Here is a 17,619-nt window from a genome sequence, read left to right as displayed (position 1 = left end):
TTTTTTTTAAGTTTCACAATTGGATCTTTAAAGTAATTTTACCCACAAACGATTAGAAATTCAGTGCCAAGGACTGAAAAATTATATTTTTAACAATATTTAAAGAAAATTTTAGTTTTAACCTCTTAAGTTTGTAAAAATAAGACTTCTAATCATTTGGATTATAGGTCTTTGATCTTTTAAATATGACTATAAAAAATACCACATTATCGTTTTTTCTGTTGTTATCAATTCATTTATTTTCGCAGAAAGCAACTGAAAACAAAGCATTTGAAAAAATTGATGCAAAATTATCCTATTTAGATTCCATTAAGAATTCCTTTGTTGAATATGATCTGGCATCTTGTGTAGACAGTTTATGGATGAATGAAATGACCAACTTAGATTTATATAATGATCTTACAGAAGACATCGAAAATATAAATATAGATGAAAAAGTAGATTATGAGTTACCAACAGCACTGCTGAAAGAAAGATTGGCGGCAATGAATGCAAAATCGCCGTTTAATATTGCGTACAATCAAGGTCTGGAAAACATTATTAAATCATTTTTAAAATACCGAAAAAAATCTTTTGAACGATTAATGGCCACTTCGGAATATTATTTTCCCATGTTTGAGGAGGCTTTGGCCAAACAAAATATTCCCTTGGAGATAAAATATTTAGCCGTTGTGGAATCTGCTTTAAATCCAAAAGCAGTTTCAAAAATGGGAGCAACTGGACTGTGGCAATTTATGTATCAAACCGGAAAACAATATGGGTTGAAAATTGATTCGTATGTGGATGAACGCAGCGATCCCTTAAAAGCTACCGAGGCAGCAGCGCAATATATGACCAATATGTACAAAATATTTGGAGATTGGGATTTGGTTTTGGCCTCTTATAACTCTGGTCCGGGAAATGTTTCCAAAGCTATCAGACGTTCCGGTGGTCAGCAAAATTATTGGAATATCAGGAAAAATCTTCCCAGAGAAACCCAAGGATATGTACCTGCTTTCTTAGCAACCATGTATCTTTATGAATACCATAAGGAACACGGAATCGTGCCCCAGCGGGCTACCATAAAGCATTTTACTACGGATACTATCCTGATCAAGAAGCAAATTACATTCAAGCAAATATCAGATTTACTTGATGTTCCAGTAGTTCAATTGCAGGTTTTAAATCCCTCCTACAAGCTTGATATAATTCCTTTTTATCATGATCAAAATCATTATTTGAGATTGCCACAAGAAAAAATTGCTGTTTTTGCCTCTAATGAAGATCCGATTTATGCCTATACAGAATACGAATCCAGCAAACGAGAGAAGCCCTATTTTGCCACAAAAACAACACCCAAAAAAGAACGTGAAGATACTGGCAATCAAAGAATAGCGCAATCCCAGACAACCCAGTATTACAAGGTAAAAAAAGGAGATAATCTGGGAGCTATTGCCAGTAAATACAATGTTAGCATTGCTGATTTAAGACAATGGAATGCGCTAAGCAGCAATGTTATCGCGTATGGTAAAAACCTAAAAATTAGTAGCAACGAAGCGGTTGTTTCTAATGAAGTAATAAAGAATTCAGATCCAATACAAGCCCTTTCTGAGAAGCAAGTTGCCGCCTCATTAGAGGCAAACGCAGCTGTAGCATCTACTGAAAGCAAGGCGTATTATATAGTTCAAAAAGGAGATAATTTAGAGCGCATTGCTAAGAAATTTGGCACCTCTCCGTCTACTCTGAAACAATGGAATAAAATTTCCGGGCAGACAATTATTTTAGGGAGTTCTTTGATTGTCGCCAAAGAGGAACCTGTAATAAATACAAATAAAGCAACGATAAGTTACTTTAATAAAAAAATAAATGGTTCCGGATTATCCCAGAAAGAAACCGTTGATTACTATGTAAAAAAAGGGGATTCGTTGTATAGTATATCAAAAAAATATCCAGGCGTAACCATTTCTGACCTGAAAAAATGGAACGGTATTCGCGGGGAAGTACTCAAACCAGGAATGAAACTTAAAATTAACGGATAATAGAATAATCTTATCTAAATTTGGGTTTTATTTTATAATTGAAATACAATGAATAAAGCCCTTCTTTTATTGCTTCTTACTGCCATTTTGCTGGGTTCTTGCAACCAAAAAAAGGATCCCCAACCGCGTGCTACAACAGGAAAAATTAATACTATTTCAGTTATCATAGACGACCAGTTGTGGAATGGTGAGATTGGCGACAGTATTCGAAATAAATTTGCCTCCGCCGTTATAGGATTGCCTGAGGAGGAACCTCTTTTTACGATAAATCAATATCCTACTAAAATTTTAGAAGGATTTATGACGGACAGCCGTACGATTATCGTAGTCAAAAAAGAAGAGCAAAATAAATTTGAAATTAAAAAAAATCAATACGCATCACCCCAAAATGTGTTTCATATTTCCGGAAAAACAAGTGTAGATATTCTAGAAATAATAGCGAAAAATTCGCCAAAAATAATTGAAATTATTAAGGAAACTGAAATTTCCGAAAACCAACGCATTATAAAACAGTCTATTCTTAATCCAAAAATCATCAAGAATAAATTTCAAATTTCGATTAATATTCCTTCTTCATATCAATACGTCCTTCATAAACCGCTTTTTATATGGTTAAAAAATGAAATTATAAGCGGCAACACGAGTTTGTTGATTTATCAAGTTCCTATAAATGTCATCACTAAAAAGGATACAGATCTGATCACGAATATTATTAAAATGAGGGATTCTATTGGCAATCTTTACATCAGCGGAAAAGAGAATAATACTGCAATGATTACCGGAGAAAGCTATTCGCCTTATTTTTTTAAGATCAGTCTGGACGGAAAGGAAACGTATGAAACAAAAGGAACTTGGGAATTGAAAAACGATTTTATGTCAGGCCCTTTTATTAATTATGCTATTCTGGATACAGAGCACAACAGGATTTTAGTTTTGGAAGGCTTTTGTTATGCGCCCTCCAAAGAAAAAAGAGACTTAATGCATGAGTTAGAAGCCATCATAAAATCAGTTGAGGTTTTGAAAAAATAGTTTTATTTTCTTTTATTTGCAGTCTAATAAAAACTAAAAAAAATAAAATGTTAAAATGGAGTATAAAGTCGTTTAAGGAACTTTCTGTGGATGAGTTATACGATCTGCTGAGATTGAGAAGCGAGATTTTCGTGGTGGAGCAAAACTGTGTATATCTCGATCTAGATGGAAAGGACAAACTAGCTCTGCATCTTATTGGGGAATTTGAAGGTAAAATTGTAGCGCATTCCAGACTTTTCAAACCAGGAATCAGTTTTGACAATGCCTCAATTGGCCGAGTAACAGTTGATTCAAATTACCGCGACAGAAAATGGGGTCATGACTTAATGCGGGAATCTATTGCAGGAATAGCGCATCATTTTGGCGAAAGCCACATCACTATTGGAGCGCAATTGTACCTAAAGAAATTCTATGAGAGTCATGGTTTTGTGCAAACCAGTGAAATGTATCTCGAAGACGATATTCCGCATATTGAGATGAAAAGTGGGGAACTAAATTTTTAGAATCAGAAACTCAACTCTGCGGTCTAATGCTTCTCCTTGACCTAAGGGAAATTTGTTTCCGTTTCCTATATAATGCATCCTAAGGCTGTTTACGCCTTTATTTATCAAGTATTTATAGACGTTTTTTGCACGGTTCAAGGAAAGCTTGCGTTCTCGGGTTCCCTTATCTATGGCATCCAGGTAATAACTGGGCGTGCAACAAACGTGGCCTCTGATTTCGAATTCCAACGTTTTTTGTTGCTGCAAAAGAACCACAATCTTGTCTAATTCTTTCTTAGATTTCTCCGTTAATGTGCTGCTGCCAAGTGGAAAAAGGATATTTTCCAGATAAATACGGTCGCCTACTTTATGCTTCTTCTGAAACGAATTGTAAATGCCGTTTCCAAAACTGTTTTTCTTGACAAGAAACAAGTCGACTCGCCTGTTTTTAGAACGGGTTTCGGATAGGTTTTCTATCATATCTTTTTTCAGAATCACGCGGCCTTTGCCTTCAATAATGACAATTTTGTTTTTACTGAAACCATTTTGGATAAGTATATTTTGTACCGTAATTACTCTGTTTTTTGATAATTCATAATTATAATCGTTAGCACCCCGGTCATCACAATACCCATAAATTTGTATCGATTCTACTTTTGAGGTATCTGTGTTTTTTATAAAATCGACTATCGTTTGTATTTGGTCGTTATAAAGTGTGAATTTGTCAAATTCAAAATAAACCGTTTCTATAGGTTGCCACTGAGCTGATACGTAGCTCGAAAAAAGTAATAGCACTATGGAGAACGATTTTTTCATTTTAAGATAGACTGATACTCCATATTGGAATTCAAAATAGTAATGGCCCGTTTGATTTCAGAATTATTTTTGATGTAATACTGATACAGCCCTTCCTGATATTGATAGCGTTTAATGATTTCATCGACCATCAGGTTTTTGATTTCTTTTTGGTTTTTGTCCAATAAGGCATTTTCGCTTTTTTGAAGCGCAACACTTAATTGTTGATATTCTACCAGAATAGATTCCTCTAGTTTTTCTTTTTTGGCCATAGCCAAAGTGTTTTTCAAGGCCAATTCCGTTTCCGTGTCAAAGGAGAATTTTTGTGTTTTTAGGAACTGTTTGAACTCTAAATACTCCACATCAGAAATAACAGGAATGCGATTTCCTAAATTTGGATTTTTATAATAATACGTCGTGGCATAGTTAAAAATCCCGTCGTTGTGAAGCAAAGCATTTGCTATCGGACTTAATTTAGTTTCTTCCAGTTCTACATCCGGCTGAATTCCTCCGCCGTCATAAACGGTTCTGCCTTTTCTGGTTTTAAAGGCATTATAGTTTTTCTCCTCTGTTTTTAGAACCATTCCGTTTTTGTTTTTTCGTGAATAATCTAAAGCTTGAATGCATCTTCCGGATGGCGTGTAATAACGGGAAATGGTTACTTTTAGTTGTGTACCATACGTTAAATCTACCGGTCTTTGCACGAGTCCTTTCCCAAAACTGCGGCTACCCACCACTACAGCACGATCTAAATCTTGAAGTGCGCCAGCCACGATTTCGGATGCTGAAGCGCTGTGACCGTTAACAAGTATTATCAAAGGAATGTCAGTATCTACAGGGTCTTTGGTTGTTTTATATGTGCTGTTGTGTTGCTCTATTTTTGATTTTGTAGTAACAATAATTTCGTTTTTTGGAACAAATAAATTACAAATATTCACGGCTTCATTCAAGAGTCCGCCCGGATTGTCTCGGACATCCAGTATAATGCGTTCGGCACCTTCTTTTTTGAGTTGTTCTAAGGCTTCTTTGGTTTCCAAGGACGCTTTTTTATTAAAATGCGATAATACGATATAGCCGGTCTTGTCGTCTATTTTTGCAAAAAAGGGCACCGATTTGATTTCGACTTCGTCCAGGATAATCTGGGTACTTTGTACTTTTCCTTGTCGGATGTATTTGAGGTCTATTTTGGTGTTTTTGGTACCTTTGAAAAGCTGAGAGGCCTCGTCTTTAAAATCAGACAAAAGGATATCGCCCACTTGAATAATTTCGTCACCGGCTTTAAGGCCAGCTTTGTCGGCGGGAAAATTTTTATAGGGCTCTTTAACGATCAATTTATCTTCTTTTCGAGTCAGTAAAGCGCCTATTCCGGTATATTCTCCAGTGTTGTTTATCTTGAATCGCACTACATCCTGCTCGTTGAAATATACGGTGTATGGGTCTAAATTAATCAGCATTCCTTTGATGGCCTTGTCCATTAATTCTCCAGGATTCGTTTCATCGACATAATTTCGGTTTAATTCCTTGAAAAGGGTCGTGAATATCTCGATTTGCTTGGCGATTTCAAAAAAATCATCTTTGAAGCTGGTTCCAATAAACAGAAATACCGAAGCGACAAGGGGAATTAAGAATTTTTTTTTGAGGAAGCTCATAGGTTTAATTAACTAAATTTGAGACCACTAAAATAACAATAAATCACGAAATAATGATGCAGGACTGAATCTAAAGGTGATTTTGTTTAATTGGGATAGGTGAATTGTTTATATTTCAGAAATAGAATCGCTTTCGGATACTGGTTTTTTAATGTTTTGAGCAACAAATTTCTCAAACAATTGAATGGTTTTGGTATTAATTTCGGCGTACGTCAATCTGTCTTTAGTTTGATAAAAAAACATAAAGGAATAGGGTTGGTCCAGATGGTCAATCAAAAGGTGTTTGTTCAGCCGGTAGGTTTCGCGCAGGACGCGTTTGAAATAATTGCGGTCTACGGCTTTCTTGAAATTCTTTTTGGAAACCGAAACTCCCATTTTTATTTTTTCTCCCGTCCCGAAGTTTCGGGATTCTGGATCGCCAAAAGAGCTGGCTTTATACACCAATCGCAACGGATATTTTGATACTGATTTCCCTTCGGTAAACAATAATCCAATAGTGGTCTTGCTTTTTAGTTTTTCGTTTTTTGAGTAAGTAAAATTCATTTTAATAGAAAAAAGGACATGGATTTTGACTGGCAAAGTTACGATTAAAGGTTGAGTCCATATATTGTTTGGGATTTAAAATCGGGCTAAAAATATATTTCTTACTTTTACGGCAAATTTTTAAAGCATGGAAAAACTAATTTCGTATCCCATATCCGTAATCTATTATTTATGTTTTGGTCTTACCTTGGTTATTTTTCACCCAATTCAATGGGTTTGCTTTCACGTTTTTGGGTATCAAGCCCATAAAATAAGTGTCGATTATTTAAATTTTTTTCTGATTTTGTGCACAAGACTGTTAGGAACATCGTACCGGTTTGAAAATGTGGAAAGCATCCCAAAAAATGTTCCGTTAATTTTCGTGTCCAATCATCAAAGTATGTACGATATTATTGCTATGATTTGGTTTTTTCGCCGATTTCATTGTAAATTTGTCAGTAAAAAAGAATTGGGAAGTGGGATTCCCAGTGTGTCGTTTAATTTACGACATGGTGGTTCTGCTCTTATTGATCGTAGAGATCCCAAGCAAGCAATTCCTGCGATCAAAAATTTGTCTGAATATATTGAAAAACACAATCGTTGCGCAGTTATTTTTCCGGAAGGAACACGAAGCAAGACTGGGAAGCCAAAGGAATTTGCGCAAAGCGGATTCAAAATTTTATGCAAATACGCGCCTTCAGCTTATGTAGTTCCGATAAGCATAAACAATTCTTGGATAATTGTTAAATATGGGTTTTTCCCTTTAGGTTTAGGAAATCGCCTTACCTTTGTAGTTCATAAGCCATTAGCGGTTAAAGATTATAATTTTTCTGATTTGATCGAAAAAACAGAAAAAGCAGTTGTTCAAGGAATAAAAATTTAATTTATATATAATGTCAATAAAAAACATTCGATTAGAAGTAATGCAGTTTTTGGAAAAAAACGTAGATAGCTTTGTCGATCAGTATCTGATACCAGTAGAAAAAATATGGCAACCAACGGATTTTTTGCCTAATTCTCAAAGTGATACTTTTTTTGATGAGGTCAAAGAATTGCGTGAAATTGCAAAAGAATTACCCTATGATTTTTGGGTAACTTTAGTAGGTGACACGATTACTGAAGAAGCCTTACCGACCTACGAATCTTGGTTAATGGACGTAGACGGAATAGATAATGTAGAGCGAAACGGTTGGTCCAAATGGATCCGACAATGGACTGGAGAGGAAAATCGTCATGGCGACATGCTCAACAAATATCTGTATTTATCAGGTCGCGTGAATATGCGTGAAGTAGAAATGACTACCCAACACCTCATCAACGATGGTTTTGACATAGGAACCGGAAGAGACCCTTATAAAAACTTTGTTTATACTAGTTTTCAAGAGTTGGCAACCTATGTTTCCCATAACCGAGTAGCGCAAATGGCTAAGAAATATGGGGATAACAAATTGTCTAAAATGTGCAAAATGATTGCGGGTGATGAGATGCGCCACCATCATGCTTACAGTGAGTTTGTAACTCGTATTTTTCAGGTGGATCCTAGCGAAATGATGCTTGCGTTTCAATATATGATGAAAGCAAAAATCGTTATGCCAGCACATTTCTTAAGAGAATCCGGTGAAAAAATAAGTACTGCTTTCGAACAGTTTTCGGATTCGGCACAACGAATCGGGGTGTACACTGCAGCGGATTATGTAGACATTATGCAAAAATTAATTGACAAATGGGAAATTGATAAAATTACAGGCTTAACTGATGAAGCAGAAAAAGCCCGGGATTATTTGATGAAATTACCCGGAAGAATGGCACGAATTTCTGAGCGATTGGTCATTCCGAAAGAATCCCATATTTTCAAATGGGTAGAACCCGCTTTAGTACGATAGCTTTTTGAATGCAAAAATAAAGAATAAAAAAGTTGAATTTTGAAGTTACAGAACTTTGAAATTCAACTTTTTTTTTAAAAGTATATAAAGAATGATAAATGCAGATTTAATTCGAAAAACGATTCTTTTTGTAAAGGAAAAACTAAAAAATGCCGAAGGCGGACACGATTGGTTTCATATTGAAAGAGTGTTTAAAAATTCCGTTTTGATTGCTAGAAAAGAAGCTTGTGATCCCACGGTGGTTCAATTGGGTGCTTTGCTGCATGATATTGCCGATAGTAAGTTTCATGACGGTGACGAAACTGTAGGGCCAAAACTAGCGAGATCATTTTTAGAATCAGAAAATGTTGACGCAGATACCATTGTACATGTGGTCAAGATCATTGAAAACATCTCATACAAAGGCGGTAATTTCGAAAAGAAATTCTCCTCCATAGAACTAGATGTGGTTCAGGATGCGGACCGATTAGATGCGATTGGCGCCATTGGAATTGCCAGAACATTCAATTATGGCGGATTTAAAAACAGAGCGATCTACGACCCTAAAATTGCTCCAAATTTCAACATGACCAAGGAAGAATACAAGAAGAACGATTCTCCAACGCTCAATCATTTTTACGAAAAATTATTGCTTTTGAAAGATAAGATGAATACCGAGGCGGGAAAACAAATTGCACAAGAAAGACACCAGTATATGGAAGGATTTCTAGCGCAGTTTTATGCGGAATGGGAAGGGGAGAAGTAAGTAAACAGTGTTCAGTTTTAGTATTCAGTTTGTTGACGTCCAAATACTGCAACTTTAATTAAAAAAGATCGATTTCAGTCTTGCCTTACACCCAAGCCATGAACTGATTACTAAATTCTGGTCCCTAACCACTATTTTTAAATTTCAGATATTTTTTGGATTGCTGGTTTTTTAAATCAAAAATCAGTCCCGATAGTTATCGGGATTAATCAAAAATCTTAAATCGAAATCCCTTTTGCTTTCATTTCCAAAATCACATCCGAAGCATTTTTAAAAGTGGGCGCTTGCTTAATAATAGTTCCTACTCTTTTTTTATTGAGTTTAAAAGTGATGTCGTTCTCCGTTGTAAACAGTAAAGCAGTTAAAAATGGATTGTTCATAAAAGGCGCTAATACCATAAAAGCTTCGTCGAGCGTATGGGAACTTTCTATTTCTTCGGTTTTATAACGCGCCGTAACGGAAAGGCTGAATACATTACTTTCTGATAAAACGGGACGAACGTAGATGTTTTTCAGTTCGGTGTCACCAATGGTTTTGGCAAGTGTTAGTTTGGCGTAAGTGCCATTTTGGATGCTTTCTTTTACATTTTCCCAGAAAAGTGCAAATACAGGTTGGAAGGACATTGGTTTAATTTTAGATGGTTATATTCCGAAAGAGGATTGCAAAATTAAGTCTTGTCAAGCAGATAATCTGTTTTTTGAGCAAAGATTATTTTAAAGGAACATCATTTATAAACTAAAAAGAGAACCAACGTGGTTCTCTTTTGTTATTATTTCCCCGTAAACACTGCTTTTCTTTTCTCTAAAAATGCAGCTGTTCCTTCTTTAAAATCTTCGGTTCCAAAACATTTTCCAAAAGCTTTTATTTCGGTTTCATAGCCATTTTTTCCTTCTTTAAAATTAGCATTGACCGCTTTTATGGCTTTGCCGATAGCATAAGGAGAGTTCTTGATTATTTTATGGGCTACACTCACACAGTAATCTAAAAGTTCAGCTTCAGGGACTACGTGATTTACCAGTCCCGTTCTGTAAGCATCTTGCGCTGTTACCATTCCTGCGGTCATAATCATTTCCATTGCGCGTCCTTTTCCTATCAATTGTGGCAAACGTTGCGTTCCTCCGTAACCCGGAATTACACCCAGCGAAACTTCAGGTAATCCCATTTTTGCATTTTCTGAAGCTACTCTGAAATGACACGCCATGGCTAATTCTAATCCGCCGCCCAATGCAAAACCATTAACGGCTGCGATTACGGGTTTTTTTAAATTTTCTATGAAATCAAATAATTTTTCTTGTCCTTCAGCGGCCAATTGCGTTCCTTCTTCAACTGAAAAAGCAGCAAATTCAGAGATATCCGCTCCCGCCACAAAAGCTTTTTCACCGCTTCCCGTTAAAATAATAACACGAATTTCATCATTTTTCCCTAATGTTTTGAAAGCTTTATTCAAATCAGAAATCGTGGCAACATTCAACGCATTTAGTTTTGTAGCACGATTAATGGTAATCGTTGCAATGTTATTTTCGGTTGCAATTAAAAGATTTTCGTAGTTCATAATTGTATTTTTAGGTGTTAATTATTGGAAGCGAAACCGTAAAAGTAGTTCCTTTTCCATATTCAGTTTCAAAGGTAATCGTTCCTTTATAATTTTCGATAATGTTTTTTATAATTCCAAGACCAAGACCCATTCCGCTGCTTTTAGTGGTAAATTTTGGTTCGAATATACGGTCAATATCTTTGAGTTGAATTCCAATTCCATTATCGGTAACAGTAATTAATACGTTGTTTGCTGCTTTATGGATACGGAGAACTACTGATTTTTTTTCTTGTTGTTCCGGAATAGACTGAATAGCATTTTTAGCCAGGTTCGTGATAATCCGGATCAGTTGGGTACGGTCAATTTTCGAAATAATTTCAGGAGAATCGCTTTGAAATTCAATGTAGTCTTCATTGAAAATGTCCATCGCAAGTTCTACTACGGCAACAACATTCAAGGTTTCGTTTTGCTGTGCCGGCATTGATGCAAAATTTGAAAACGCAGAGGCAACGGCACTCATGGTGTCAATTTGTTGAATTAAAGTTTCGGAGTAATCGTTCATTTTTTGTTTTACATTGGCATCGTTTGGATCAAATTTTCGTTGAAAACTCTGTACTGTTAATCGCATTGGCGTAAGCGGATTTTTGATTTCATGGGCGACCTGTTTGGCCATTTCGCGCCACGCTTCTTCTCGTTCGCTTTGGGCCAGTTTAATGGCGCTTTTCTCCAGTTTGTCCACCATTCCGTTGTAGGCATTGATCAATAAGTTGATTTCCTTACTGTTTGCTTCCAGAACAATTTTTTCATTTTTTTGATTTAAACTCGTTCCACTTAACTTATCTGATATTGTTTTTAATGATTTTGTAATGTAAGAGGAAAGGAAATAAGCGACAGCAAAAGCAATAATAAGCATAAAAGCATACACCTGTCCCAGACGAATTAGGAAACTTTTTAATTCGTTTTCATAATATCCATCATCTTCTACATAAGGTAAGTTCAATATCCCCAGTGGTTTGAATTTATGATCTTTGATTTGGCTGAAAGCGGAACGGTTCTTTTTGCCATCTATAGTTTTAATATCAACGTATCTTTTTTCGATAGAAGAACGAACTAGTTTTAAAATGTATTTTGGAATAGGAGGCGCCACTATATCCACAGAAAAAGACTCTTTAGAAGACTTTAGTAATTTTCCGTCCAGACCATAGATGTTTATTTCCGCATTATGAATGTGGGCTAATTCATGGATTTTATCTTTAAAAATCAAACTTAAATTGGCAGAATTTAAAGGATATGTAGTGGTAGAGAGTACATAATTGATGTGCTCTTTTACAGAATTCTCATTGCGTTCTAAGCGTTCTTGGTGGTATTCTTTGGCTTCGTTTTTAAATTGAATGATGGATATAGAAGCTAATAAAACAGACGCTATTAATATCAACACAATCATCGAAAGGAAGATTCTGATTCGTAACGAGAGCATTGCTATTTTGAAGCTTTTGAACATAATTAAGATTGATTTCTTTGTCGAATCCGTTTGTAAAATTTAAAACCCAACATAATTAAAATGGAAAACAAAAAGATTCCAATTACACCATAAATCCAGTTCACTGCATCTTTGACAATGATTAAAAAAACGACTGCAAATAAAATTATGGTCGCACCTTCATTCCACAACCGCATAAAGTTTGAACTGTATTTTATTTCATCATTTTGCAAATGATTGTAAATTTGTTGGCATTTTCCATGGTATAAATAAAGTGCAAAAACAAAGCCAAATTTTACTTGCATATAATCTAACTGAATTAAACTTGGATTCAGATAAAGTAATGAAAAGGCAAATATACTCGCTAAAACAGCCGAAGGCCAAGTGATAATATACCACAAGCGATAGGTCATTATTTTGTATTGTTTTTGCAGAATTTCTTTCTCTGGCGAGGGTTTATCTGCCGCTTCAATTTGGTACACGAACAAGCGTACAATATAAAACAATCCTGCAAACCATGTAATTACAAAGATGAGGTGCAGAGATTTAAGGTAATTATAGTATTCCATCGTTAGTTTGAATCAGTTTTGTATTCATTTCTTTTTTTAGAAAATAGCCAGTTAGTATTGTTGATAAGATATCTGCAATTGGGAATGCAAACCACACTCCAAAAATACCTAAAAAATTTGGTAGAATGAGCACTAACGGAATCAGGAAAAATCCTTGTTTACTTAACGTCAAAAGCAGTGCTTTTTTTGCCTTTCCTGCAGCTTGAAAATAAGCCGCACCAATGAGCTGAACAGCAATAATTGGCGAAGCTGCAAATACCCAGCGCAACGCTTCCGGAGTTTGGTCGATTACAAGTGGATCTGTAGTAAAAATAGCAACGATAGGCTTTGCAAAGATTAGAATAACCACAAAAATAAGCGAGGCGAGAAATGCGGCATATTTTATGGATAGTTGCACACTTTCTTTCACTCTTTCATAATTTCCTGCACCGTAATTGAAACCGGCAATTGGCAGAAATCCTTGCGTAATTCCCAGGATAGGAAACAAGGAAAACATCAGCATTCGACTGATAATTCCATAAATAGCAACAGAATGTTCGCCGCCATACGTATATAAAGTATGATTCAGGATGATGGCTAAAATGCTCACAACTCCTTGTCTTGAAAAAGTCACAAAACTCAACTCAGTGATTTCTTTGACAATGGGCATTTTAAATTTAAAATGCTTCATTTTCAGTTGAAGTTCACTTTTGAAAACAAAAAACCAAAGTACAAACAAGAAACAGGTAAAATAGGATATGGCAGTAGCCAAAGCAGCGCCAAACATACCTAAATCTAAGTATTTGATAAAAATAATATCCAATGCAATATTGACAAATGCAGGAATAATCATGGAGACCATCGCAAACTTGGCCTTGCCTTCGGCGCGAATCACGTTGTTTCCCATCATGCAAAGTGCCAAAAACGGAACGCTTATAATTATGGGGATAAAAAATTCTTTTGCGGGTTCCATTATGGCTCCTTTCGCGCCAAAAAGCATTAGCATTTCGTCACTAAAAAAAAGACCAAATACCACAAAAACAGAAGCCAATAAAAAAGTCATCATGATTTGGTTGCCAAATGTTTGAAGTGCTTTTTCCTTGTGACTGGCTCCCAATGCTCTGGAAAGTACAGATCCTCCGCCCACACCAATCGCCATTCCCAGAGAAGAAATCAAAAAGGTGATGGGCAGAACTACGGTTACCGCAGCAATGGCCAAAGAACCAATCCATTGTCCAACAAATATGGTATCAATCAAGATATTAACCGACATGAATAAAATCCCAATAGAAGACGGAACTGCCTGTTTTATCAAGAGTTTTTTAATGTCTTGTGTTCCTAGTTCATCGGCGGTAACAGTCATTTAAGCGTTAATTTTTTCGGAGTCAAGTTTAAGTGATGATGAAGCATTGGACCAGCTTGAAATCCAATTACTTACGGTTTTACACCAGTCGTCACCATCATTTAAACAAGGAATTGCTTTAAAATTTTCTCCTCCGTGAGCCTTAAATTCATGATTGGCTTCCATGGCAATTTCTTCCAAAGTTTCCAAGCAATCCGATACAAAAGCAGGCGTTACAACAGCCAGGTTTTTGATTCCTTTCTCGGGCATTTTGTTTACTTCAACGTCTGTATATGGTGTCAACCATTTGTCTCCGGCTAAGCGCGATTGAAAAGTCTGGCTGTATTTTCCTTCTGGAATTCCCAGCAATTTTACAACTTGTTTGGTCGTTTCATAACATTGATGGCGGTAACAAAACTCATGTGCCGGCGACGGGGTGTTGCAGCATGAACCGTCAATTTTACAATGTGATTTTGTGATATCCGTTTTGCGAATATGACGCTCCGGAATTCCATGGTAGGAGAATAATAAATGATCATAGTCAAAACCTTCTAGATGACCTTTAATGGAATCAGCCAAGTTTTTGAGATAATCTGGTTTGTTGTAAAACGCAGGAACTATCGTGAATTTCATACCCGGAAAATACTTTTTACGGTACTCTTCGGCCAGTTCTATTATTGTGGTGGTAGATGCCATTGCATGTTGCGGGTACAATGGAAAAAGCAGTACTTCATTTACGCCTTTGTCGTGCAGTTCTTGTAAACCTGACAAAAGCGAAGGATTTCCATAACGCATCGCTAAGGAAACCGGAATATCAACCAGTTTTTTTACTTTCGCGTGCATTCTTTTGGAGATAACCACAAGCGGGGAACCTTCGTCCCACCATATTTTGGCGTAAGCGGCAGCAGATTTTTTAGGTCTTGTTTGCAAAATTATACCACGAACTAATAATGCTCGCAACAAAAACGGAACGTCAATTACGTATTTGTCCATTAAAAATTCATCTAAATACGGTTTTACATCCTTTGGAGTTGGACTTTCCGGAGAACCTAAATTAACTAATAATACACCTTTCATGTTATCTTTTTTTGTTGGTACAAAAGTAAATAAACTTACTTTTTTATAAATTGCGATTAACTATTTTTTATTTATTGTTTAATATATGAAATCAATTGTTTAGGACATATTTGGATTGATCGACATCAAGTATTTTTTTGGCGTAGTGGCAAATTTTTTCTTAAATGCCGCTATGAAATGGCTTCCGGTACTGTAGCCAATTTTCAATCCTACTTCGTTTACATTATAGGAGCCGCTATCGAGTAATTTTCGAGCAAAATCCATTTTGTAGTCAAACAGAAAACCATAAACGGTATCGCCATAAATTTGTTTGAAACCCATTTTTAGTTTCTTTAGATTCAATCCTATTTCATCCGCCAATTCTTGTAATCCGGGTGGCTCAGCCATATTGGCTATGATGATTTCTTTGGCTTTTTTAATTTTCATGACATTGTCCTCATCAATTAGAAATGGACATTGTTCTGCGTTTGGATCTTCAGTTCTATTGAAATACAAACTCAGTAATTCGTATCCCTTGCCTTTGTAATACAAGTTTTTTATGGAAGGATGCAAGTTATAATGAAACAATTGCGATAAAACAATCGCCATCGAGGGACTGATATTGCCGTCGTTATAATATTTTTTGTCCTTATTATCTGCGCTTAAAAAAGTAATATAATCGGCTTCGGTCGAAAATAAAGCATGGAATTTTTTGATAGAAATAATCACAGAGATTACCCAAGAATTAGGTGCTAACTCCAGATTTAAAGGCAGTTCTTTTTGTGGGTTGTACAGCAATAATGATTTTTCCTCTTTCAGTTCCAAAGCATAATTGCCTTGGTTGAAAATGAATTTCGCTTTTCCTTTGATTCCAAAATGAAACTGAATCAAACCGCTGCCCACTTCCCGTTGCGCATTAAAAGAATCGTTGCTGTCATTCTGAAAGCGAATGAGCGTGAAATCATCCTCAATTTTTATAATTTCCTGAGAACCCATAGCGATATTTTTTTTTAATGAAAATGATATTTATCAAGTTATTTTATTTAGAACCACTTTAAATAAAGCAATTCAAACAACTTGAATTCATTACAAAAGTAGCCTTTTTTGCAGTATTCTGACCATTTAGAATTAAAAAATCACTGAGCGATACAAAAAGAACTTCTAGCGTTACTTTTATAAATACTATAGTGATAATTTTGCTTCACTTTTAGGAAAAGTGCAAATATGGAAAACAATAACACATCAAAGCATCATTATTTTTACTCCGTAGGATTAAGCTATAAAAAAGCAGATGCTGAGATTAGAGGAAAGTTTAGTTTAGATGCCGCAGCAAAAACGCGGGTATTGGAACAAGCTAAGAATGAAGGAATAGAGAGTTTAATAGTTACTTCTACCTGCAACCGTACAGAGATTTACGGTTATGCGGAACATCCGTTTCAATTGATCAAATTAATCTGCGAGAACAGTCAAGGCTCAGTTGAAGCTTTTCAAAAAGTGGGTTTTGTCTATAAAAATCAAGAAGCCGTCAGTCACATGTTTCGTGTAGGAACGGGTTTAGACAGTCAAATTCTGGGTGATTTTGAAATTATTGCCCAAATAAGAAACTCATTTTCACAATCAAAATCATTGGGCTTAGCCAATGCTTTTATGGAACGATTGGTGAATGCGGTGATTCAAGCCAGTAAAAAAATAAAAACCGATACCGAAATTAGTTCTGGAGCTACTTCGGTTTCTTTTGCTGCGGTTCGTTATATTATTAACAATGTGCAAGACATTGGGAACAAAAATATTCTATTGTTTGGTACTGGAAAAATTGGTAGAAATACGTGTGAAAATTTAGTAAAACATACTAAAAACGAACACATTACACTTATCAATAGAACCAAAGAAAAAGCAGAGAAACTAGCCGGAAAACTGAATCTAATTGTGAAAGATTATTCGGAACTGCATTTGGAACTACAAAAAGCAGATGTTGTTGTGGTAGCTACCGGCGCACAGAATCCTACTATTGACAAAGCGATTCTGAATTTGAAAAAACCAATATTGATTTTGGATCTATCAATTCCTAAAAATGTAAATGAAAATGTCGAGGAATTAGAAGGTGTTACGCTGATTCACATGGATTATTTGTCACAATTAACAGATGAAACTTTAGAAAATAGAAAAAAACACATTCCCGCTGCTGAAGCCATCATTGAAGAAATCAAAGAAGAATTTACTACGTGGACCAAAGGCAGAAAATTTGCCCCTACTATCAATGCTTTGAAAGCAAAATTGAATGCGATAAAAACATCCGAATTGGATTTTCAAAGCAAGAAAATTTCAAATTTCAACGAAGAACAAGCAGAGATTATCAGCAACAGAATTATCCAAAAAATAACTACACATTTTGCCAACCATTTGAAAGATGATGATACGATGGTGGATGAAAGCATCGATTGGATTGAGAAAGTTTTCAAAATAGGAGCGACTACAAAATAAAATTTACACCATTAAGGAATTAAATTTCATTAAAATAAACCTTTAATTCCTCTTG

The 17,619-nt window shown here is 35.6% G+C and carries 17 protein-coding genes; 7 read left to right on the top strand and 10 right to left on the bottom strand.

Annotated elements, in window-relative coordinates; genetic code table 11:
- Window positions 1-185 precede the first annotated feature (185 nt).
- From EKL97_RS00910 to EKL97_RS00900, 3 genes are read left to right on the top strand one after another with little or no spacing between them, the layout of a single operon-like run.
- Window positions 186-2,018, top strand: coding sequence for a LysM peptidoglycan-binding domain-containing protein (locus tag EKL97_RS00910; RefSeq protein WP_126567803.1), 1,833 nt, complete (start codon window positions 186-188; stop codon window positions 2,016-2,018).
- 48 nt (window positions 2,019-2,066) lie between these two features.
- The gene (locus EKL97_RS00905) at window positions 2,067-3,047 is read left to right on the top strand and encodes a DUF4837 family protein (RefSeq protein WP_126561378.1); all 981 of its coding nucleotides are present in this window, start codon (window positions 2,067-2,069) and stop codon (window positions 3,045-3,047) included.
- 47 nt (window positions 3,048-3,094) lie between these two features.
- Window positions 3,095-3,550, top strand: a complete 456-nt coding sequence (locus EKL97_RS00900; RefSeq protein WP_126457737.1) for a GNAT family N-acetyltransferase — start codon at window positions 3,095-3,097, stop codon at window positions 3,548-3,550.
- Here the strand turns inward: EKL97_RS00900 and EKL97_RS00895 are convergent.
- From EKL97_RS00895 to rnpA, 3 genes are all read right to left on the bottom strand, one after another.
- On the bottom strand, window positions 3,539-4,345 hold the full coding sequence (locus tag EKL97_RS00895) for an OmpA family protein (protein WP_126457736.1): 807 nt from the start codon (window positions 4,343-4,345) through the stop codon (window positions 3,539-3,541). The genes EKL97_RS00900 and EKL97_RS00895 overlap by 12 nt on opposite strands.
- On the bottom strand, window positions 4,342-5,973 hold the full coding sequence (locus tag EKL97_RS00890; protein WP_126567802.1) for a S41 family peptidase: 1,632 nt from the start codon (window positions 5,971-5,973) through the stop codon (window positions 4,342-4,344). The genes EKL97_RS00895 and EKL97_RS00890 overlap by 4 nt, the downstream gene beginning before the upstream one ends.
- Window positions 5,974-6,081: 108 nt before the next feature.
- The gene (gene rnpA / locus EKL97_RS00885; RefSeq protein WP_126457734.1) at window positions 6,082-6,516 is read right to left on the bottom strand and encodes a ribonuclease P protein component; all 435 of its coding nucleotides are present in this window, start codon (window positions 6,514-6,516) and stop codon (window positions 6,082-6,084) included.
- 127 nt (window positions 6,517-6,643) lie between these two features.
- Here rnpA and EKL97_RS00880 point away from each other — a divergent pair, with 127 nt between their 5' ends.
- The 3 genes from EKL97_RS00880 (at window position 6,644) to EKL97_RS00870 (ending at window position 9,123) form a co-directional block, all read left to right on the top strand.
- Window positions 6,644-7,378: a lysophospholipid acyltransferase family protein gene (locus EKL97_RS00880; RefSeq protein ID WP_126457733.1), complete on the top strand. Its 735-nt coding sequence runs from the start codon at window positions 6,644-6,646 to the stop codon at window positions 7,376-7,378.
- Window positions 7,379-7,388: 10 nt separating this feature from the next.
- Window positions 7,389-8,378 (top strand): acyl-ACP desaturase, encoded by a 990-nt coding sequence (locus tag EKL97_RS00875; protein WP_126457732.1) that lies wholly within the window; start codon window positions 7,389-7,391, stop codon window positions 8,376-8,378.
- 91 nt (window positions 8,379-8,469) lie between these two features.
- The gene (locus EKL97_RS00870; RefSeq protein WP_126457731.1) at window positions 8,470-9,123 is read left to right on the top strand and encodes an HD domain-containing protein; all 654 of its coding nucleotides are present in this window, start codon (window positions 8,470-8,472) and stop codon (window positions 9,121-9,123) included.
- Between the two features lie 218 nt (window positions 9,124-9,341).
- Here the strand turns inward: EKL97_RS00870 and EKL97_RS00865 are convergent, their stop codons facing one another.
- The 7 genes from EKL97_RS00865 to EKL97_RS00835 all read right to left on the bottom strand — a co-directional run bounded on the left by EKL97_RS00865 (window position 9,342) and on the right by EKL97_RS00835 (window position 16,079).
- Entirely contained in the window at window positions 9,342-9,746 is a 405-nt protein-coding gene (locus tag EKL97_RS00865) for a hypothetical protein (RefSeq protein WP_126567800.1), read from the bottom strand.
- Between the two features lie 146 nt (window positions 9,747-9,892).
- Window positions 9,893-10,675, bottom strand: coding sequence for an enoyl-CoA hydratase/isomerase family protein (locus tag EKL97_RS00860; RefSeq protein ID WP_126457729.1), 783 nt, complete (start codon window positions 10,673-10,675; stop codon window positions 9,893-9,895).
- Between the two features lie 10 nt (window positions 10,676-10,685).
- A complete protein-coding gene (locus EKL97_RS00855) occupies window positions 10,686-12,158 on the bottom strand; it encodes a PAS domain-containing sensor histidine kinase (protein WP_370274107.1) in 1,473 nt (490 codons plus the stop codon).
- Between the two features lie 2 nt (window positions 12,159-12,160).
- Entirely contained in the window at window positions 12,161-12,706 is a 546-nt protein-coding gene (locus EKL97_RS00850; protein ID WP_126561382.1) for a CopD family protein, read from the bottom strand.
- On the bottom strand, window positions 12,693-14,048 hold the full coding sequence (locus EKL97_RS00845) for an MATE family efflux transporter (RefSeq protein ID WP_126561383.1): 1,356 nt from the start codon (window positions 14,046-14,048) through the stop codon (window positions 12,693-12,695). The genes EKL97_RS00850 and EKL97_RS00845 overlap by 14 nt, the downstream gene beginning before the upstream one ends.
- Window positions 14,049-15,104 carry a ferrochelatase gene (gene hemH / locus EKL97_RS00840; RefSeq protein ID WP_126567798.1) on the bottom strand — a complete coding sequence of 352 codons (1,056 nt, stop codon included), beginning with the start codon at window positions 15,102-15,104 and terminating at the stop codon, window positions 14,049-14,051.
- 99 nt (window positions 15,105-15,203) lie between these two features.
- Window positions 15,204-16,079: a helix-turn-helix domain-containing protein gene (locus tag EKL97_RS00835; RefSeq protein WP_126567797.1), complete on the bottom strand. Its 876-nt coding sequence runs from the start codon at window positions 16,077-16,079 to the stop codon at window positions 15,204-15,206.
- Between the two features lie 228 nt (window positions 16,080-16,307).
- Here EKL97_RS00835 and hemA point away from each other — a divergent pair, with 228 nt between their 5' ends.
- Entirely contained in the window at window positions 16,308-17,564 is a 1,257-nt protein-coding gene (hemA, locus tag EKL97_RS00830; RefSeq protein ID WP_126452248.1) for a glutamyl-tRNA reductase, read from the top strand.
- Window positions 17,565-17,619 lie beyond the last annotated feature (55 nt).

Source organism: Flavobacterium sp. LS1P28 (assembly GCF_003970335.1).
Taxonomy (GTDB): Bacteria; Bacteroidota; Bacteroidia; order Flavobacteriales; family Flavobacteriaceae; genus Flavobacterium.
This window is presented reverse-complemented; position numbering and strand designations above follow the sequence as displayed.

Bases quoted from the DNA above. Each gene is read 5' to 3' on its own strand.
- EKL97_RS00910 (WP_126567803.1), top strand. From the start codon at position 186: ATGACTATAAAAAATACCACATTATCGTTTTTTCTGTTGTTATCAATT.
- EKL97_RS00905 (WP_126561378.1), top strand. From the start codon at position 2,067: ATGAATAAAGCCCTTCTTTTATTGCTTCTTACTGCCATTTTGCTGGGT.
- EKL97_RS00900 (WP_126457737.1), top strand. From the start codon at position 3,095: ATGTTAAAATGGAGTATAAAGTCGTTTAAGGAACTTTCTGTGGATGAG.
- EKL97_RS00895 (WP_126457736.1), bottom strand. From the start codon at position 4,345: ATGAAAAAATCGTTCTCCATAGTGCTATTACTTTTTTCGAGCTACGTA.
- EKL97_RS00890 (WP_126567802.1), bottom strand. From the start codon at position 5,973: ATGAGCTTCCTCAAAAAAAAATTCTTAATTCCCCTTGTCGCTTCGGTA.
- rnpA (WP_126457734.1), bottom strand. From the start codon at position 6,516: ATGAATTTTACTTACTCAAAAAACGAAAAACTAAAAAGCAAGACCACT.
- EKL97_RS00880 (WP_126457733.1), top strand. From the start codon at position 6,644: ATGGAAAAACTAATTTCGTATCCCATATCCGTAATCTATTATTTATGT.
- EKL97_RS00875 (WP_126457732.1), top strand. From the start codon at position 7,389: ATGTCAATAAAAAACATTCGATTAGAAGTAATGCAGTTTTTGGAAAAA.
- EKL97_RS00870 (WP_126457731.1), top strand. From the start codon at position 8,470: ATGATAAATGCAGATTTAATTCGAAAAACGATTCTTTTTGTAAAGGAA.
- EKL97_RS00865 (WP_126567800.1), bottom strand. From the start codon at position 9,746: ATGTCCTTCCAACCTGTATTTGCACTTTTCTGGGAAAATGTAAAAGAA.
- EKL97_RS00860 (WP_126457729.1), bottom strand. From the start codon at position 10,675: ATGAACTACGAAAATCTTTTAATTGCAACCGAAAATAACATTGCAACG.
- EKL97_RS00855 (WP_370274107.1), bottom strand. From the start codon at position 12,158: ATGTTCAAAAGCTTCAAAATAGCAATGCTCTCGTTACGAATCAGAATC.
- EKL97_RS00850 (WP_126561382.1), bottom strand. From the start codon at position 12,706: ATGGAATACTATAATTACCTTAAATCTCTGCACCTCATCTTTGTAATT.
- EKL97_RS00845 (WP_126561383.1), bottom strand. From the start codon at position 14,048: ATGACTGTTACCGCCGATGAACTAGGAACACAAGACATTAAAAAACTC.
- hemH (WP_126567798.1), bottom strand. From the start codon at position 15,104: ATGAAAGGTGTATTATTAGTTAATTTAGGTTCTCCGGAAAGTCCAACT.
- EKL97_RS00835 (WP_126567797.1), bottom strand. From the start codon at position 16,079: ATGGGTTCTCAGGAAATTATAAAAATTGAGGATGATTTCACGCTCATT.
- hemA (WP_126452248.1), top strand. From the start codon at position 16,308: ATGGAAAACAATAACACATCAAAGCATCATTATTTTTACTCCGTAGGA.